The following is a 17,432-nucleotide window of genomic DNA, read 5'->3' on the forward strand; positions in this document are numbered from 1 at the left end:
GACATAAACGAGATGATGATATCGAAAATGAGCTTAATTTTTAAAGAAATATAATGGGAAATTAATTATACTGTTATGAAAAAACGATCGACACTAAAATATATCAATATAGATGATCTTAAACTAGACACGAACAATCCTAGATTTGGTGAACTTTACAATGGTAGCACTAACGAAGATGATCTAATAGAATATCTACTTTATGAAGAAGCCGGAGAAGAAATTGCATCAGCAATAGTAGATAAAAATGAGTTCTATGAAGATAAAGCTTTATGGGTGATCAAAGATAAAGAGGGTAAATATATAGTTCGCGATGGAAATAGACGGTGTGCAGCTGTCAAAGCACTGCAAATGCCAAGCAAATATAAATTGCCGCTTACCAAAATGCTTTTTGGTCAATTACCTGTCTACGAATATACCGATGAAGCAGAATTAAAATCTAGAATTGGTGAAGAGCATGCTGCCTCTTTATTTCGAAGTTGGGAACGTATAGCCAAAGCTTTGCAAATTCTTGATTTGGCAAATAGTGGAAAAAAGGACGAAATGAACAACCTAGATTCACGTCCGGGAGACTTTATTAAGTTGGGTTCCTTTTATAAAGAAGCAGTGAAATACGGTGGAGATAACTTCCGAAAGCAACTGAGACGAGGCAGAGGAAAAACAGGCGGTAAAACTATTATTTACGAACGTTTATTCAGGGATGCTAAATTCTGTGGATATAAATTTAAGAACTCTCCAAGCTTTAAAATAGACATAATAGATAGAAATAAATTTAAGTCCTATATCAAAGCCTTGGTTAAGTATATAGACGCTTATCCGGATTTAAAAACGTCTAACATTGATGAAAACAAAGATTTTATCAAAAATCTCAAACCATATGGTTTTGATGCAGATCAAAAGCCCACTCAAACTTCAACACCATCATCTCCTTTAACACATAATCCACAAGGAACATCACCAGTAAGCAGCGCATCACCTTTAATACCAACAACTAGTTCAGCGACAACGTCAGGAGCAAGCAGTATCCCTAATGGCAGTCTTTCGTCTATGTCCACAGGTGCAAGTATGGTGGCGACCTCTGTGCCAGCGCCATCTACATCATCAACTACCAGACCATCTATTAAACGTAAACCTGTATTAAAAAGAAAAAAAATTCCACTGGCGCTCAAAAAACTTATTGACGAGTGCTTTGATATCAGTAAAGATAGTTATCCAAATGCAAAAACAGCTTTAACAAGAGTTACTTTTGAATGTACGTTAAAATATATTGTTGAAAATACCTTTTGGAAAGCTAACAAGGTCTTAAAAAACTCAAATCATTTCCGCAATGCATTTTTTGACAATAAAGGGACCAAATTGGTTTACACAAATTTTTCAACGCTTAAAAATAAATTCACTGAACTAATATCCGAAACAGGAATCAAAAATGCCTTTAATACATTTAGCTTAGAACTCCCTCATCAAATAATTCATAACTACCTTACTGTGGCAGGACCAGCTAATGCTGACAGCATTTGTACCAACTTAATTCCTTTAATAGAATTTATGCTTAGAGACGAAAAAGATCTTTTAAGTGACTTAGATTTAAGTAAACTTTGATTGTAGCCTATTTCTAATTATTTTTACCAAATAAAAAACGAATTTGGCAAATCCTAGAGGACAAAGCCCCCTACGTTATCCAGGCGGCAAAGCATGTTTAACACAGTTCATCACAGAGCTAGCCCAACAAAATGAGCTAGTGGGAGGGCGTTATGTTGAGCTTTATGCAGGTGGAGCTGGCGCAGCATTAAATCTTCTATACAATAGAACGTTTGATAGCATTCTCATCAATGATTATGACTATAGTATTTATTCATTTTGGCACTCCGTAATAAATCAAACAGAAGCGTTCATTAAGCTTATTGAAAGAACTCCCGTCACTCTAGCGGAGTGGTATCGTCAAAAAGAAATATTCGATCGCGGTCGAGAAAACGAACAACTTGACTTGGGTTTTGCAACTTTTTTTCTGAATCGCACCAACCGTTCGGGAATCATCTTCAAAGCGGGGCCAATTGGTGGATTTGAGCAAACAGGAAATTACCTCATCGATGTACGATTTAATAAAAAGAATCTGATCGAACGTATTGAAAAGATCGGCAGCCATGCAGATCGGATACATCTAACCAATGAAGATGCAACTAAAATAATTCAGGCTCTGGAAAATTATACACGAGATCTGTCTCGCACATTTTTGTACTTAGATCCTCCTTACTATAAAAAAGGTAAGGAGCTATATCTCAACAATTATGGGCATGATGGACATGAGGGTTTGGCCCAATACGTAGTTAATTTACCCAATGAGCTGCGGTGGTTGATATCTTACGACAATGTTGACCAGATAAAAAGAATGTACCAGCATTATCGCTTAGCTACATTCGACCTAAGTTACACATTACAGTCAAAAAGGTTTGGCAGTGAATTGTTAATATTCAGTGATAATCTTAACTTAGGAGCCGAAATTACAGTCAATGGTCGATCCAGCGACTTAGATATTTTTAGATATCAAGAGCATGAACCAACAAATCCAATACCTATCATCCAATGAGCTACATTTCGATTACCGCAATCCTCGGATAGCGGAATTCCTCCCTACAGCACAAACCCCCGAGAAGGAAATTATAAAAATTCTATGGAATGTGATGGGAGTTGAGGAAATTGTATTATCTATTAAGGCAAGTGGTTTTTTTACAAATGAGCCTCTCATTGCAATTGTAGAAGACGGGAAGAATGTTGTGCTTGAAGGTAATAGAAGACTTGCCGCTGTCAAATGTATTCTTGACCCCACCATAGCCGACTTCATTGGAATCAATAAAAATACGCTATCGATCCCTAAAACAGCTAAAGACACATTAAATGAGATACCCATTATTTTTGTTAAAGACCGTAAGGACGCTTGGAAATTTATCGGCTTCAAGCATATTAACGGTCCTGCAAAATGGGGAAGCTACGCCAAAGCACAATATGTGTCTCAAATCAAAAATGAATTTAATATTCCTTTAGAGGAAATTGCTTCACAGATAGGCGATACGCATAAAACTGTTCAAAAACTATATCAAGGACTTCAAGTCATCGAACAAGCCGAACAGCTTGGCGTATTCGATCGCACTGATATCCAAGCGAACAGACTTTATTTCTCTCATCTATACACTGGATTAACATACGAAGGATTCAAAGATTATATAGGAATAACGGGTGTCCCCGAGGATCAGGCTAATCCAGTTCCCGAAGACAAAAAAGAAGAATTAGGAGAGTTATTAACATGGATATATGGCAGTAAGAAAAAAGATGAACAAGCAGCTGTACAATCGCAAAATCCGGATATCCGAAGACTGGAAGCAGTTTTAAAAAATAGAGAAGCGATTCACGCATTAAGAGACGGACTTCCGCTATACCAAGCCTATGAAATTAGCCAACCCAAGGAAGAAACGTTTGAGCAAAGTTTATTGGAGGCAAAACGTGCTCTCCAAAAAGCTCATTCCTACCAGACAGAGGGTTTTGATGGACAGGATGAAAGCCTAATGAAACATGCGGCTTCCATTGCGAAATTGGCAGATGAATTGTATGAATTAATGGAGAAGAAATACCTTACTTTAAAAGAAGCTGGTAAAAAGAAAAGATTGTTTGACGAAGATTAACCTTTTAACCTAGACTATGTTTAAGCTTCCCGATGGCATCCCCACATTTAGAAACTCTGCTCAAGATTGGGCTGATTATGCAGAGTATCATGCTATATTAAATGGTAAAATAAACTTGTACGGATTAACAAAACCATCCCGCTTGGTTTCGGATGAGGATGTAGTATTGGGAATCGAAGACGACACCGATAAATATCTCGAAAAGGTAGATGAAATTTCCACTGAAATACTTTATCGTATTCAGGTTGGCGAGTGTCTTTACCCCTTTGAAATCGAAGATCATGACTACAGTCTTCGATTTGCACCAAAATCGGATCAAGGTAATATTATCTATCCTTATTTATTGTTGGCCACACGTGCAAAAATGGATAAAGATCGCATAAAAGCTAGTATCGACGGTTCATTACTTTTTGAATATCTCTGTTCCATTGTTGCTCAAAATTATTTCGGCCCCAGAGCGGAAGTGGACATCCTTGGTACAAGCAAAGAAGATATTACGAATTTCAGAGACAAATTGCGTGAAATAACACACGTACTTGGTGAAGGTGGCGATATTCATGACAACCATGGTCACAAACCACAGGATGGCAAAGTCGATGTCATCGTCTGGAAAGGCTTCAAGGATCAACAACCTTCTAAAATGATTGGTTTTGGGCAATGTAAAACAGGTACGAACTGGGTTGAGAAGCTATCAGAATTAGATACAGAAGCATTTTGCAAAACATGGTTTACAAGGCAACCAGTCCTTACACCCGTACGTATGTTCTTTACTGCTCAATACTTTCCTAGAGATATTTTTCGCGAAAGGGCTAATCTAGCAGGTTTAGTATTTGACCGCTTTAGAATACTTGATTACCTCCCAGAAAAAATAGATGAGAATCTATTAGATAAAATATACAACTGGACAGAAGCGATAAAAGAGCATTACAGTAAAAACTGATTTACCAATCGTAACATACTAGAACCTCCATCGAATTATAGTGACCAAGTATAAAGCAAAGATATCCCCACATGAAAATGCAGACGAATTCTTCATTTGGCGAATTAGGGCATTACAATTTGCTGACCCCAAAAAATGGTCAGGAAAAGATTATTATTATTGCCATCCACCTTACTATAAAATGAAAGCGGTCACAAATGTGACCAAAAAGATAATCCATTTCAGTTTCAATGATTCATCAGTACCGAACTATTTAAAGAAAGGAGGAAAGGGATTTTGCCATCAATATGCGCAGGATTTTATTAGTAAAGAGCGCAGATTAAGAGTGCGTTATAAAAACAAGAATTTTACTGTAGAATTTGTTTCGTTAGAAGAAGAATCTCGTATTCTAATAGAAGAAGGCAAATATTTATATGCAGATCTAAAAGGAAAGATAAAGTCTCCAGAGTGGTTCGTTACAGACATAGGTAGTGACGAATTGGTCGTAGAAATATATCACTCTAACAAATCTACCATCGAGAAACAAGCAGGATATAGAAAAACGGATAATGCTGCCATTCAAATTGAATTAAATAAATGTTATGCGTTTAAGAATGAAAAACACTTTCATGGTTATAGTGAGGAACAGATTGTAGGACAAATGCAAATACTCGAAAGCTTTATTTCACGCTCATATTTTCAATTTGATATTTTGCATTTTCCAACACAAAAGCGCCAGAGATTTCAGGAAAGTAAAATAACAAAAAAAGCGAAGGATCAATATAATGGTTCTCGAGAAACAACCTCTCTTGCTGCTCCTTTATTTACCCAACAAGAACATTTAGAAAAACAAGCACCCGTTTTCATCTCGCAAGACATTAAGCAGACCACAAAAAAAAATAAAGAATCAACTTTCAGTCAGATTCTCTCGAAGTTTAAGCGCTTTTTTCAAAAGCGGTAATACAATAATAAATCTTCCTTATATACTTGCCTACTTCTAACGTAAAGTTAGTTACCATATGCAATTTACAATACCCGCTCAAATATCCCTATGACCTTAAAATCGGTAAGCGTGTCCTCTTCGAGAACGATAGGCTTATACTTATCGTCATAAGACAGAGGATTTAAGATAATCTTTTCATGCTGCCATCCTTCTTCGCTAACTATTTTCTTGCTGCTGTATTCTTTTATAGTATAATAGGAGCCGAAATCAGCATCTTGTATTGCTGTTGCAGAAGCCAGTACGATTTTGCCATTACGACTACCACCACTGTATTTCCGAAATAGACATATAGATCCGTTGGGAATAATCCTGTTCATCGACTCGCCCACTACCTTACAGGCAAACAAATCGTTTGTATCATACATATTATGTGGCAATAGGACATATTGTACCTCTCCTACTGTTTGAGCATCGCTAAAATCACCGGCAGCCACTGCCAAATCATAAAACGGAATAGCATTTTCATCAGGTTCCTTCGTTAATGTTATTTCCTCCTTGTCATCAGTGACTCCAAATGAAGGAATATATTGTGCGAAATAATCCCGAAGATCGGGATCACAGACATAAATATATGTTCCCCTTACACCACGAAGCAAAATGGTTTTATAGATATTGAGAATGAAATCATGCAATTGCTCTGCGTTTTCTATTGCATTCTTGCCGTTCTTATCATGGTAGTTTTCCTTTCGGATCACAATACGTTGTGTTATTTTATCGTAGCTTATTTCATTACCAAAAATAACACCTGCGTAGTTTAGATCATAACCCTGTGTTGTATGGATGCAGCCTACTTCTTCGATCGAGCCTTCGCTATTGATCCAGTCTATTGATGTGCGATTCCATCGCAATTGCACATCGCCGATGCAGATATCATATTGTTCGGGATCTTTATTCGAAATCCATTTCCACGCGTAACCGGCGATCAACCGCGCCAAGCTATATTCCTGTTCGCGCTTTTTAATTTGGCCAACCATATCCTCAAAGGAATGGAACAGCAGGAATTCATATACCTTGGATTGGAATATTCCTTTCGTTTTTGGCACTGAAACACTAAGCAGTTGATCTATAAAATTAACATAATCGATCCCTCCCATTACACGAAATTGTGATTTCAATTGTTCTTCTCGGGTATCCAGCTGCTGCCTGAGACGCTGAAAATCTTCCTTTTTCACATCAGATGGTTTGATACTCTGATTTGCATCGTAAAAAAATACGGCCTTTTTGGACTTTAAAAGTATCCAATTAAGTTCGGAGTCTTTATACTTATCAAGACCTAACTGAACCATATTTCTATCAAAGATACTCGTATGGGTACCGCTGAGATTGACTCGTCGTCGTAGTCTATGGGACTCATCTACAAGTACAATATCATAATGTTTTTTTATCACTTCTGATGGTCCGATAACCATACTGGCTTTGAGGTCTTTGACATGCTTAAATACGTTAGATAGCGTTTTGCGGAATGATGCCATCGGAACAACCAGTGCCATCTTTGGCTGCGGGTATTTCTTTTTCAGTACAGCAACCAGCTGGGGCAATTCCTTTTCTTCTTCGCCGAATTCGGTAAAATTGAAATCTTCGAGATCCGTATGGATCAGCTTAAAAAGGAAAATCGCAAGCACCGTTTTACCGGTACCAGCACCGCCATCAATTAATAAGTTCTTGGCATCATCGGCAATAAGTCCTCGAATGATAGTCTTTAGGCCGTCAACCTGGTCTTTTGAAAGGCTTTTATACGGCGAGTATTTGAAAAGGTCAGAATTATCTATATGTTTAAGAGAATGCTTAGCAATACCTTCTGTGCGCAAGCGCTGCCAAATATTTTTAAAAATCTCCCAATAAAGCTCTTTTTTATTATAGTAATTATGGTTTGCCAAGCCGAGATTACCGTTCTGCAACTGATAATAGCCGTCCCCAGAAAGATATCGGATAAGATTCGATTCGATATCTAAGGTTGCTGATTTATTGAACAGACTGCTACTTAGAAGGTGTACAACCGTAAGCCTCTGCTTTCGCTGATTGGCAAGATGTGTTTTCATACGAGCGCGCATGTCGGTAGTTTCACCGACATAAGCCTCCTTCATAATTCCGTCACTAAGTATGTAAACCAATGGCCATTGGTCATTTTCGTAAATACGGTGATCTATTTTATCGGGAAGTCTCGTATTGAAGTCGTATAGGTTTATTTCAAACTGATCTGAGGAATTCATAGCTCATTATACTTTTTAGCGTTTCCCTTCGATCTATCTACCGGATATTTGGCAGCGTTTTTGGTTATCTTGTCAGTCACGATCTGGTTGATATCTAAATCATACTTTGCCGCTAGCTGCAATGCATAAGCAAACACATCGGCCAGCTCTTCTTTGATCTTTTCTTTATCAGCTTCTTCGGGCTTCTTCCACAGAAAGAGTTCGTTTAGCTCAGCCGCCTCGATACTGAGTGCTAAAGCCAAATCTTTAGCATTATGAAATTGCTTCCAATCGCGCTCTTCGCTAAACTGTAATAATTTATGAGTAAGGTTTTGCCAATCGTTCATCTGTGTTGCTTAAAGGTTTACGTAAAGGTAGGGATTTGGGTGGGGAATGGCAATCTAATTCCACTCGGTTAACTTAACATTTTATTTCTTGAAATCATTTCTTTTTCAATCCTTCTTCTGCGCTTAACCTAGTGTCGTTCATTCCTTAACTTTTCCCATTCTTTAGGTCACAGATACTATAAAACAAGATTATAATAGTATATATTAAAAGAATCAAGGTATTCAACATATTGATCTCCCTCCTGTGTTATAGCACAATGATCTTCAAAGCTTTTACGCGGACGGAAAGAATTAGACAAGCACGAGTTATTTGCTAGTATGATTGCAAATGCATGGTATACGGTGAACTACTTCAATGTGTCATTTGGTCAACAAGACTTAATTCAAGATGCGGTAAGGCAAATTAAAGAGATCGAGGGCATTACCATAGATGCGCCAAAGCCATTGATTAAAAGCAGGCTTGTGGAAACAGACAATCCGCTTACGCATAAACTATTGTTCCATTTTGATAAGCAGGTTCCGCATTGGTTCCTTAGCCCTTGGTATCCTAAAAGCGATAGGAATGCCATCTATCAATATTCGCAAGAAGGTCTTAACAAACCCATGTACCATCTACACAAAGACCGCATTGTGATACAGGAAGAATGGTTTGAATACCTGGGTCAACATCTCCGTATTGTAAAGGATTACACATATTGGAATCTAACACTTCATACCACCGTTCCCGAAGCATCAATCCATGAGGAACCGTTCCACCATATAGGTTTATTCAATGTTATATCTAAATATGAATATCCGATTTGAGTGACACCAACTGGCCTTGCTGCAGTAGAACCTCCTGTAGGGAAATCTAAATTCGGCCTTATATCCCGCCATTTGCCAGGACTTCCACTTTCCATACACAGCCAACCGTAAACACCATAGTTAATGCCAGGACCGGCATTCGAAAAGTTTATGTTTTCGACTATATCGCCTTTTTGCCAAGTTCCTTGTGTAGGCTTAGCAGCTGATACAGCGCGGGCACCTAAATTGCCCATATTCGTATTTCGTATAAGCGAATTTTGTGAAGTTATATCTTCAACGGTATGATTAAAACAGAGGTTAAGTCCCATTTTTACATTGGTGGGTACGGTATTTTCTATATGTATTCCTCTTGTCTGTGTTCTAGAAGCTCCGGCACCCGTATTATAGCACATGTTATTATTCACTGCTATATTGGCGATTATAGCGTTTTGATTATCTGGTATAATACCTATACCAACACTATTGTCATAACAGATATTAGCGGAAACAACAATATTGTTTCCATTTCTCACCGTTATTCCGTTAGACGAGTTATTATTGACCCGATTGCCAATTATGGTTCCGTTGTCTCCCATTATCCAAATACCGTGGATGCTCGCTTCTACCGAGTTGTTGGATATTTGAAAGTTGACAGCATTTTCTATAGCGATTCCTCTTCTTGATAAACTACCTTTGACTATGTTGCTGTTTATAACTACACCGTCGCAACCCTGTGTTGCTACGATCCCCCAACCTTGGCATCTATCAATCGTATTGCCATTTATATTCACCTTTTTTCCAGTCGCCTTTATCCCATAGAATTGTTGAAAGAATGTACCTGTATATAGATTTTTTATAATATTATCCGAGAAAGTAATATTCTCGGAATAGACTAGCTCATTACCATTTTGATGATTCTCGCACTTAAATCCTCCGCCTGCACCATCAACTATATTACTTATTACGACCACATCTCTACATCCAGCTGAGGCATCAACAGCAAGCCCGCTACCGTAAACTTGAGCGGGTTCTGGCAACATACGGCCTATATTCTTAAATATGCACCCACTTACTATGGAAGTTACAACTTCATTGAAACCAAAACCGTGTCCTCCTATATCTTCGATGTAACAGTTTCGGGCCTCGACGTTTCGAGTTTCATAATGCGGATAAGGTTCAGCAGCTTTTCCATACGATGAAAAACAGCTATCCCATGATCTTGTAAAATGGCAATCGGATATATATACGCCGTTTACACTGCCATTAGACGACGGTTTCGAATAAAAAATATTATAGGCGCCATCAACATCCCAAGGAGAAGTAGTTGCATATGTCGTTGCGCCACCGTCAAATTTCAGCTTTTCGAAACGAATGTTCTCAACCTCTACCAGTCTTAAAAAGTTTCTTGTACTTCCTGATTGACTGTAAGGCGCCCTATAAAATAACAACAAGCTTTCATCTCCCTCACCCACTAGAGATACATTAGACTTCGGAATTATGGTGTCTGTAAAATAGTATATGCCTTTCGGTACAAACACAGTTCCACCACCCATCGAAGACACAACGCTGTAGGCTAAATTAAAAACCGCTGTATTGTCCACGATGCCGTTTCCAATTGCTCCGAACCATTTGACATTCAACGCCCCTTCGTATATTCTCTTGAATCGTGCACCTGAAGTTGAGACGACAATGGTGGCGGTATTATCTATTGAGGAGGTATCTGAGGGATCATAATACCACTGCCCTCCGCCATAATCTGTGGTTTGATATACAGTAGTTGCTACAGGTGCTATAACCGCCCGTAAACCAGATAAGGTAGTGTTGAATCCATCGGCCATGTTATGTTTATTTTAAAAGTTAGCTATTTCCAATAGTTGATTCGCTAAGTTAATCGTTTTCTTTTTTAAGAACGGCCTCGATAACACGATCTTAATCTTTCATCCATTTATAAAGGATGTTGATATCGATTGATTACTACTTACACACCAAAACTAAGGAGAGAAATACAAACGGTTTTACGGTTTCCCGTAAGCTTGTAAAAATCCGAGCTTATAGATTTGCAACATGGTTATACGAACTAAAACAATCATCAAAATCATGAAGAAAATTTTACTATTAGTTATCCTTTGCCCTTTAATTGCGTGCGCACAACAGCAGGAAAAAGAACCTGTAAAAAAAGGGAATAAACCTGATAAACCTACGCTCGAAACTTTCTCAGCAGAAACGGGAACTTTAATAGAAAAGACGTTCATAAATGTTGGAAAAATTGGAAGCGCAAAAGTCCAGATTCTCGTCCTGAGAGATTTGATATCAGGTGTAAAAACGAAAGGTCTCCGTTTTGAAAAACCAACTGGTAAGCAGTATGGGGGCAACGCAATATCTTTTATCGATGAAGATGAAGTAGATGGACTAATGAAATCTATCGTCATCATTCAGGAAAAAGTTTTACCTACTGTTCCGTCGGATTACCAAGAAGTGAATTTCAACAGCCGTTCCGGTTTCGCTGCGGGGTGCTATTGGAGTAAAAACAAATGGTCTTCTTACCTGAAAATAGACAAATCAGATGCTGACTCTTATATTTGGCTTGGCGATGGCGAATTGGACACATTCAATAAACTATTAATAGACGCAAAGGCTAAACTGAACAGTATCTAACAGTGCAATATTAGCATCACCCTGATTTTCAGTAAAACCCAAAGGGAGATGATTGCAATAAATGAAACCTTGATGCTATATATCTTACAAGTACATACTTGTCTTATGATACCCGTCCGGCTTCCCAATTGAACAGCCGGCGGGTCTTTTTTATAATCACAAATTCCTGAAGACATCAACGTTTAGACGAACATGATGTTGAGATATGGTTTTTAAACTTGCTTTTGCAATTTACTTAGGAAACCGTTTATGCTCCCATCTATTGTTGGCGGTTCATAGCAGATAGGCGTTTAGCAGTGTTGTAGTATACAAAATGGTTGTAGATTAGCTTGAGCTGAAAAATTTTTGGCAACTTTATTTATGGAAAACAAACAGCATAGCTCCCTAAATCACGCGCAACTTGAGAAAAGCTTACAAGAAACCGGCTGGTATGTGGTTATGATTGAAGGTACGGCATATCAACCATCATTTGCCTATACCATTGGTCTCTGGCGGAATTTTGGGCACCCCGAGTTGATTGCCTTTGGTTTACCCCTGAAAACCATGCATCTTATATTAAATGATATTGGTCAGTTGGTGAAAAGGGGTGAAAAGATGCAAGTAAATAAATCGTACCAAGACTTTCTACAGGACTATCTAACTACGTTTATTACAGTTGAGCCTCGGAACATGAAAGATTATTTCGGTGCAGCCATTGAGTACTATGATTCTTTTGAGATACGTGCTATTCAGTTTATCTGGCCCGACAAAAATCATCACTTTCCTTGGGAACAAGGCTTCGAGCCTAGTTATAAATACCTGCAACCGCTGCTTGACCGAAATGCAGACTTTAAATTTAGGGAAGAGAAGAATTTAGCGGTGTTTACAACCCGCCAATGGCTGGAAGACAATGCGCCGATTCTTGAAGTTTACCACGATGACGACGGTGATTGGCAATTTATTACCGGGCAATGGAAGGAAGATGACATCAGAACGGTAGCGCTGGAAGAGATACTTAAAAGAGATCCCTCTATAAACGATCTATTCAATTTGGATTACGGTGAACAGGCCCTTAGATTAAGTCCGAAAGAAAAATGGCAACGGGATAATCATTGAGGCAACTGATATTTATATTATGGAATTACTATGTTAAACGCATTATTCGCTTCAACATGGTGTTGCGCCCATTGCTCAAACTCGCGGATAAATACTTCACCTTCTGCATTAATGTCCATTTTCAAACGCCACTTCATAGCTTCGGACATGTCTTCGACCATTTCTCTATAAAATCTTTTGTTTCATTCGTTCAAACACTCAACATCGATTTAATATTACTAAATTTGTGATTAGGTTTAGGTTGTGCCCTGGCAGCGAACCCCATTCGCTATAATCCGGGGCACTCTTTTCAGTTCCGTACCTAAAACTATCAACAGGCGACGCAAATCTATTTGTTGATACTTAACAGCCCTGAAAAAAAAGCTGAGCAAGAAAAAATACTCAATAGAGCAAAACAGGACAAGAAAGATCCGCTGACAGACGCTAGTTTGATTTTTTCAACTGCTTTTTATCAAAGCGGTTCTTTGCTATTGTGTGAGCTTCTTCGATAAATTTAAGTGTCTCTTCTAATTTGTCTTCCACTGGATTGAGCACACAAATAAAATGTTGAGATGCATAACTGGGGTGGGGCATAAAAACGTTTGTTTCTGTAAAATCCCACTCCTTCTTCAGGCCTGGAAAAAGCTTATTGAATGTAACTTTCGACACGCCGATATTAACACGGAATACACCTTCGCGACTCAGATTTGATACCTTATCATATTCATTATCCGCATGAGCGATGGTTACGAATGGGAGCACATGGTCTGAACCATAAAAGAAAAAAGTATAGCCAAAATGTGCTGATTTCTGAACATTGAGAAGATTGGAGGTAATGTGATTTTCGATTTTTTCTGCCGACATATCAATAATTTACGAATAGCGAATTTCGCTCACTTACGTTACATTTGCAAGTAACTACTATTTATGCATAGTGTAACCAATATGATGAAAGAAAACCAAAAATTTACCCAAGGATGGATATGGATCGGACTGATAAGTAGCGTTGCATTAATGGTTCTTTCCCTTTCAGCTTCGTCCCAAACAGATCAATTGGGATAAAATCAAAACGGTTTCTATTACGAGTTTTGACCCAATATATGATTTTAAGGAATGGAGAATACGCAAGGGTAGAAATAACGAGAAAGTGTATATTGTTATCTGGGCGCAGAATTGCACATAAAGAATTATGCCATAGTCGTTGGAATTCGTGACTAATCTTTGTATGTCGCAAGAACACCGCTGAATTGACAGATTTACACATATAAGAACTCTCTGGTACTACCTATTTTTGCAAGTAACAAGTACGATATTTTAAATCATAATCATGCGAAAAATCATTTTACAGGAATGGATTTCCCTTGAGGGATATGTTGCTGATAAGGACGACCAGCTCACCTTCTTCACGAGTATCAGTAACGAAGCAAACAAATACTCCGACCTTGACCAGGTGAAGTTTATGGACAATATTGACACTATACTGCTTGGTAGGATAACGTACGAAATGTTTGTTGATTTCTGGCCTACCGCCGATTCGGAAAAAGAGCCAATCGCGCAAAGTTTAAATAGGACGCCAAAACTCGTATTTTCTAACACGCTTAATGAAGCTAACTGGGGTAAATGGGAAAATGCAAAAGTTGTTAATGGTGATGCTGTTGAGGAAATCGCAAAACTAAAGGCTTTACCGGGAAAAAATATGGTCATTTGGGGCAGTGTAACCCTTGCACAGTCTTTAATGAAATGTGGGCTTATCGATGAGTATCATCTACAACTTTGCCCTGTTGCTTTAGGCGGTGGTAGGCCTTTATTCCCTGCCGGTGATGGATACATCAACCTCGAATTGATCGATCTTAAGAAATATGACACGGGTATTGTTCTACTAAAGTATAAACCTAGGTCACCGTTTCTATTATAGCGAAAGCAGTGGGTATTTACTATTAACATCCTTAAGTTTGCAAAAGAACTTTAAAAGCATACCAATCGGTTCTTGAAAATATTTTTGATGCATATGGAAAAGTCTATTCTTTTTCATCCTACTATAAAACGTTATTAATGTTCGTTCGTATTCTTTCCATTTTGATGTTTACCCTAGTTGCATGCGGCAGTCTGCAAAAGAAGTTGGATTCGGAACTCGTGGTGGGTGTGGGCCTTCTTGACAGTGCCTATGGCAGTCCATATCTTTCTTTTGATTCGGTGACGATCTTCAGAAATGATTCGTTGTTAACCGTATGGCTCCCGCAGAACAATCAGCGTGACACTTTACTGGTGTATCCAAACGCGGCTCAATATAATTTTAAGTTTAAAAATGCGCTGGGCAGTGTGGTAGAGAAATCGGTATCGGTGGGAAGTTCACAAAGGAAAAATACAACGCTTTTTCTTGATTCAACCGATTACCTGAAACATCTTGATGAAAGTTGGATCGCTAAACTAAAAGATACTGAAACTATAAAATTTGTCTTCAACCTACAAGGGTGTTTTAACGCGGGTAAAGATTCGGTACTGCTAAGCCGGAATGAGGGGGCATACTTTTTGCAATATGGCAAGGAAGAACGCAAGCTCAACAAGGAAGATATCGAGTACTTAACCAAGTTTGAATGTGAACTTCCGCTGCTTCCTGACCAAGGTTTCTGCACCTCTACGGAAACGTATACCCTGAAATACGGCTCCTTAAAAAAGGAATATGCCGATAGCGACTGCTGCTGGAACGGAACGCAGCGTTTCTTCACACATTTTGGTTTTAAGCGACAAAACCGATAAGCAAATGCGAAGACTGTATGTATGGTTTGGCATATTAAATGGGGTGTATAGTTATGATGGCTAAAACTGTAGATGAACAGATCGAACTTTTGCAAGATAGGACATCGAGTAGTGCTGATTTAATTCACTTGTCGTTTAAAGCTGCAGAACAAAAAATTCTGCTTGGTATTGAAGGGCGTAGTATGGTCTTCCGTAATGCACTTTAATTTATCAAAACCATTTTCGAGTTCTGCTGTCAAAGTTTGCTCGTCGTACTGCTGTATATCCAGTCCACTACACTTTGTTGGTCCGTTTGTTGAAAACGTACCAATGGTCATATAACCGTTTACGCACCGCCTTGCAATATCGAGGTACTTCGCTACCTGCTCTTTGGTCGTCAGAAAATGAAATGTTGCCCTGTCGTGCCAAATATCAAAAACCGTTTCGGACTCAAACTCGGTAATGTCGCTGATCACCCAATTTACTTTTTCGGCTTTGTCGCCCAAGCGGGCTTTGGCTCTGTCCAATGCTTTGGCTGAAATATCTAAAACGGTTATATTTTCATAACCGCTGTCCAGCAGGTGATCCACCAAATTGCTGTCGCCACCGCCAATATCAATAATGCGAGCCGTTTTATCTAAGCCGAACGAATGAATAAAATCCAGTGAAGTTTTCGGTACTTTCTGTGTCCAGCTTACCTGTTCGGGGCCTTTGGTTTCATAAACCGTTTCCCAATGCTGTTTTTTACGTAATTCTTCCATATTGCTCATTATAGGTTACCGGAATATCCTGTTTGCCCAACTTTAGTATTTCGCCGAATGCCAGTGCGGCTTTGTGTACCTGTACTGTCCAGTCTTCTGCCGCATTGCCGTCCGCTCCGTCTGAAATGTATTTGAGGCTGAGGAAAGGGATATTTTCTTTCATTGCCACAAGAGCCAAGGCGTAGGCTTCCATATCCACCACATTGTAAATAGTGGTGGAATGCGCCATTTCAAAATTATCTCCCGTTCCGCAAACGGCTTCGGGTAGTCCGTCCATCTGCAAACCGTATTCAAGGATCGGAGGCAATCCCGACAAGGGTGTTTCGTATTGCTCGTAGCCCAATCCTCTTACATCCATATCCCGTTGTATGAATTTGGAGCAGCAGACGATGTCACCTTTTTTGTAATGGTTGCTTCCGGCAGAACCTAAATTGACAATCAGTTTCGGTTTTTCCTGCTGTATGGCTTTCATCAGGTTATAGGCGGCATTTACTTTGCCAATTCCGCATATCAGATGCTTGTAATCCGTAAATACATCGGCTGCTTCAGATGCCAGTGCGAACGTAAACAGTACATCCTCAACAGAAAAAGCATATTCGGGGTTTATGGTAATCATCAATTCTTTTTAATGGATTAATACCCTGCAAAGTTAAACTTTTAGTGCTAACTGTTGTTGATGCGGCAAACCATCTTACTGTAACTGCAGCTCCGTATCGACAGTAATAAAAACTTTATCACCCAGCAATTTTTCAGGAAACTTGCTGCCTATTTCGAAATCAGAACGACTGAGCGTGCCGGTAACCTTAAAACCGGCCGTTCTTTTTTTCGTTACTGCATGGTTGATTGTTCCATTGTATACCATCTCCACCGTAACCTGTTTAGTTATATTGTGCATCGTTAACATTCCGGTAAGGGCGTACTTATTTTCATCGATTCTTGCTATAGATTTACTTTTAAACTGAATAGTTGGATAGTTTTCCGCATCAAAAAAGTCCTTATCTTTTAAATGCTTGTCACGTGCCGCTACCTCTGTATCAATTGAGCGAGTTTGAGCCCTTAATGCTATGACAGCATCACTGAAATCCGGCTTCGCTGCTTTAACATCTATTTCAAAGTCTTTAAAGATGCCACTAACCTCTGAAATCAGCATATGCGCTATCCTAAAACCCAATCTTGAATGCTCGGGGTCGCTTTTCCAATTTTGTGCCGTAGCATACAGCGTTGTAATCGCAAGAAAAAAAGTTAATTTAAATCTTTTCATAAATTGAGTTCTGTTATGTAAGACAGTGCC

General features: G+C 38.8%; 19 protein-coding genes. 11 read left to right on the top strand and 8 right to left on the bottom strand.

Translation table 11 applies throughout. The annotated features are described in order from the left end of the window. Positions 1-75: 75 nt before the first annotated feature. Genes RYH73_RS01295 through RYH73_RS01315 form a run of 5 tightly spaced genes read left to right on the top strand, consistent with a single transcriptional unit; the run spans position 76 to position 5,554 of the window. Positions 76-1,599: a hypothetical protein gene (locus RYH73_RS01295; RefSeq protein ID WP_335311440.1), complete on the top strand. Its 1,524-nt coding sequence runs from the start codon at positions 76-78 to the stop codon at positions 1,597-1,599. A 43-nt stretch (positions 1,600-1,642) separates the two neighbouring features. Next, complete coding sequence (locus RYH73_RS01300; RefSeq protein ID WP_335311441.1) at positions 1,643-2,584, top strand: DNA adenine methylase; 942 nt, start codon at positions 1,643-1,645, stop codon at positions 2,582-2,584. After that, complete coding sequence (locus tag RYH73_RS01305; protein WP_335311442.1) at positions 2,550-3,674, top strand: hypothetical protein; 1,125 nt, start codon at positions 2,550-2,552, stop codon at positions 3,672-3,674. Before RYH73_RS01300 ends, RYH73_RS01305 begins: the two co-directional genes overlap by 35 nt. 16 nt (positions 3,675-3,690) lie before the next feature. Next, complete coding sequence (locus RYH73_RS01310) at positions 3,691-4,614, top strand: hypothetical protein (RefSeq protein WP_335311443.1); 924 nt, start codon at positions 3,691-3,693, stop codon at positions 4,612-4,614. A 40-nt stretch (positions 4,615-4,654) separates the two neighbouring features. Then, entirely contained in the window at positions 4,655-5,554 is a 900-nt protein-coding gene (locus RYH73_RS01315) for a hypothetical protein (RefSeq protein ID WP_335311444.1), read from the top strand. A gap of 65 nt (positions 5,555-5,619) precedes the next feature. On the opposite strand, the gene RYH73_RS01320 is transcribed toward RYH73_RS01315, so the two are convergent. Both RYH73_RS01320 and RYH73_RS01325 read right to left on the bottom strand, forming a co-directional pair. After that, positions 5,620-7,806 (bottom strand): DNA/RNA helicase domain-containing protein, encoded by a 2,187-nt coding sequence (locus RYH73_RS01320; protein WP_335311445.1) that lies wholly within the window; start codon positions 7,804-7,806, stop codon positions 5,620-5,622. Next, entirely contained in the window at positions 7,803-8,132 is a 330-nt protein-coding gene (locus RYH73_RS01325) for a nucleotide pyrophosphohydrolase (RefSeq protein ID WP_335311446.1), read from the bottom strand. Before RYH73_RS01325 ends, RYH73_RS01320 begins: the two co-directional genes overlap by 4 nt. Positions 8,133-8,450: 318 nt before the next feature. Between RYH73_RS01325 and RYH73_RS01330 the strand changes: the two genes are divergently transcribed. Beyond that, complete coding sequence (locus RYH73_RS01330; RefSeq protein ID WP_335311447.1) at positions 8,451-8,936, top strand: hypothetical protein; 486 nt, start codon at positions 8,451-8,453, stop codon at positions 8,934-8,936. On the opposite strand, the gene RYH73_RS01335 is transcribed toward RYH73_RS01330, so the two are convergent. Beyond that, positions 8,843-10,753 (bottom strand): right-handed parallel beta-helix repeat-containing protein, encoded by a 1,911-nt coding sequence (locus RYH73_RS01335; protein WP_335311448.1) that lies wholly within the window; start codon positions 10,751-10,753, stop codon positions 8,843-8,845. The two genes, RYH73_RS01330 and RYH73_RS01335, sit on opposite strands and share 94 nt — an antisense overlap. A gap of 259 nt (positions 10,754-11,012) precedes the next feature. On the opposite strand from RYH73_RS01335, the gene RYH73_RS01340 reads away from it, so the two are divergent. Both RYH73_RS01340 and RYH73_RS01345 read left to right on the top strand, forming a co-directional pair. Continuing rightward, positions 11,013-11,570: a hypothetical protein gene (locus RYH73_RS01340; protein ID WP_335311449.1), complete on the top strand. Its 558-nt coding sequence runs from the start codon at positions 11,013-11,015 to the stop codon at positions 11,568-11,570. A 360-nt stretch (positions 11,571-11,930) separates the two neighbouring features. Next, a complete protein-coding gene (locus RYH73_RS01345) occupies positions 11,931-12,665 on the top strand; it encodes a DUF4262 domain-containing protein (RefSeq protein WP_335311450.1) in 735 nt (244 codons plus the stop codon). 17 nt (positions 12,666-12,682) lie between these two features. On the opposite strand, the gene RYH73_RS01350 is transcribed toward RYH73_RS01345, so the two are convergent. Together RYH73_RS01350 and RYH73_RS01355 are read right to left on the bottom strand one after the other, a co-directional pair. Next, positions 12,683-12,826, bottom strand: coding sequence for a hypothetical protein (locus RYH73_RS01350; RefSeq protein ID WP_335311451.1), 144 nt, complete (start codon positions 12,824-12,826; stop codon positions 12,683-12,685). Between the two features lie 262 nt (positions 12,827-13,088). Beyond that, entirely contained in the window at positions 13,089-13,508 is a 420-nt protein-coding gene (locus RYH73_RS01355; protein WP_335311452.1) for a DUF6194 family protein, read from the bottom strand. 63 nt (positions 13,509-13,571) lie between these two features. On the opposite strand from RYH73_RS01355, the gene RYH73_RS01360 reads away from it, so the two are divergent. The 3 genes from RYH73_RS01360 (at position 13,572) to RYH73_RS01370 (ending at position 15,401) form a co-directional block, all read left to right on the top strand. Next, the gene (locus RYH73_RS01360) at positions 13,572-13,706 is read left to right on the top strand and encodes a hypothetical protein (RefSeq protein ID WP_335311453.1); all 135 of its coding nucleotides are present in this window, start codon (positions 13,572-13,574) and stop codon (positions 13,704-13,706) included. 265 nt (positions 13,707-13,971) lie between these two features. Beyond that, entirely contained in the window at positions 13,972-14,559 is a 588-nt protein-coding gene (locus tag RYH73_RS01365; RefSeq protein ID WP_335311454.1) for a dihydrofolate reductase family protein, read from the top strand. Between the two features lie 137 nt (positions 14,560-14,696). Continuing rightward, positions 14,697-15,401 carry a hypothetical protein gene (locus RYH73_RS01370; protein ID WP_335311455.1) on the top strand — a complete coding sequence of 235 codons (705 nt, stop codon included), beginning with the start codon at positions 14,697-14,699 and terminating at the stop codon, positions 15,399-15,401. Positions 15,402-15,520: 119 nt separating this feature from the next. Here RYH73_RS01370 and RYH73_RS01375 read toward each other — a convergent pair whose 3' ends face one another. The 3 genes from RYH73_RS01375 to RYH73_RS01385 form a co-directional block, all read right to left on the bottom strand. Continuing rightward, entirely contained in the window at positions 15,521-16,141 is a 621-nt protein-coding gene (locus RYH73_RS01375) for a class I SAM-dependent methyltransferase (RefSeq protein WP_335311456.1), read from the bottom strand. Beyond that, complete coding sequence (locus RYH73_RS01380; RefSeq protein ID WP_335311457.1) at positions 16,125-16,757, bottom strand: 5'-methylthioadenosine/S-adenosylhomocysteine nucleosidase family protein; 633 nt, start codon at positions 16,755-16,757, stop codon at positions 16,125-16,127. Before RYH73_RS01380 ends, RYH73_RS01375 begins: the two co-directional genes overlap by 17 nt. A 75-nt stretch (positions 16,758-16,832) precedes the next feature. Further along, on the bottom strand, positions 16,833-17,402 hold the full coding sequence (locus RYH73_RS01385) for a YceI family protein (RefSeq protein WP_335311458.1): 570 nt from the start codon (positions 17,400-17,402) through the stop codon (positions 16,833-16,835). Positions 17,403-17,432: the final 30 nt, after the last annotated feature.

Source organism: Olivibacter sp. CPCC 100613 (assembly GCF_036959255.1).
GTDB lineage: Bacteria > Bacteroidota > Bacteroidia > Sphingobacteriales > Sphingobacteriaceae > Olivibacter.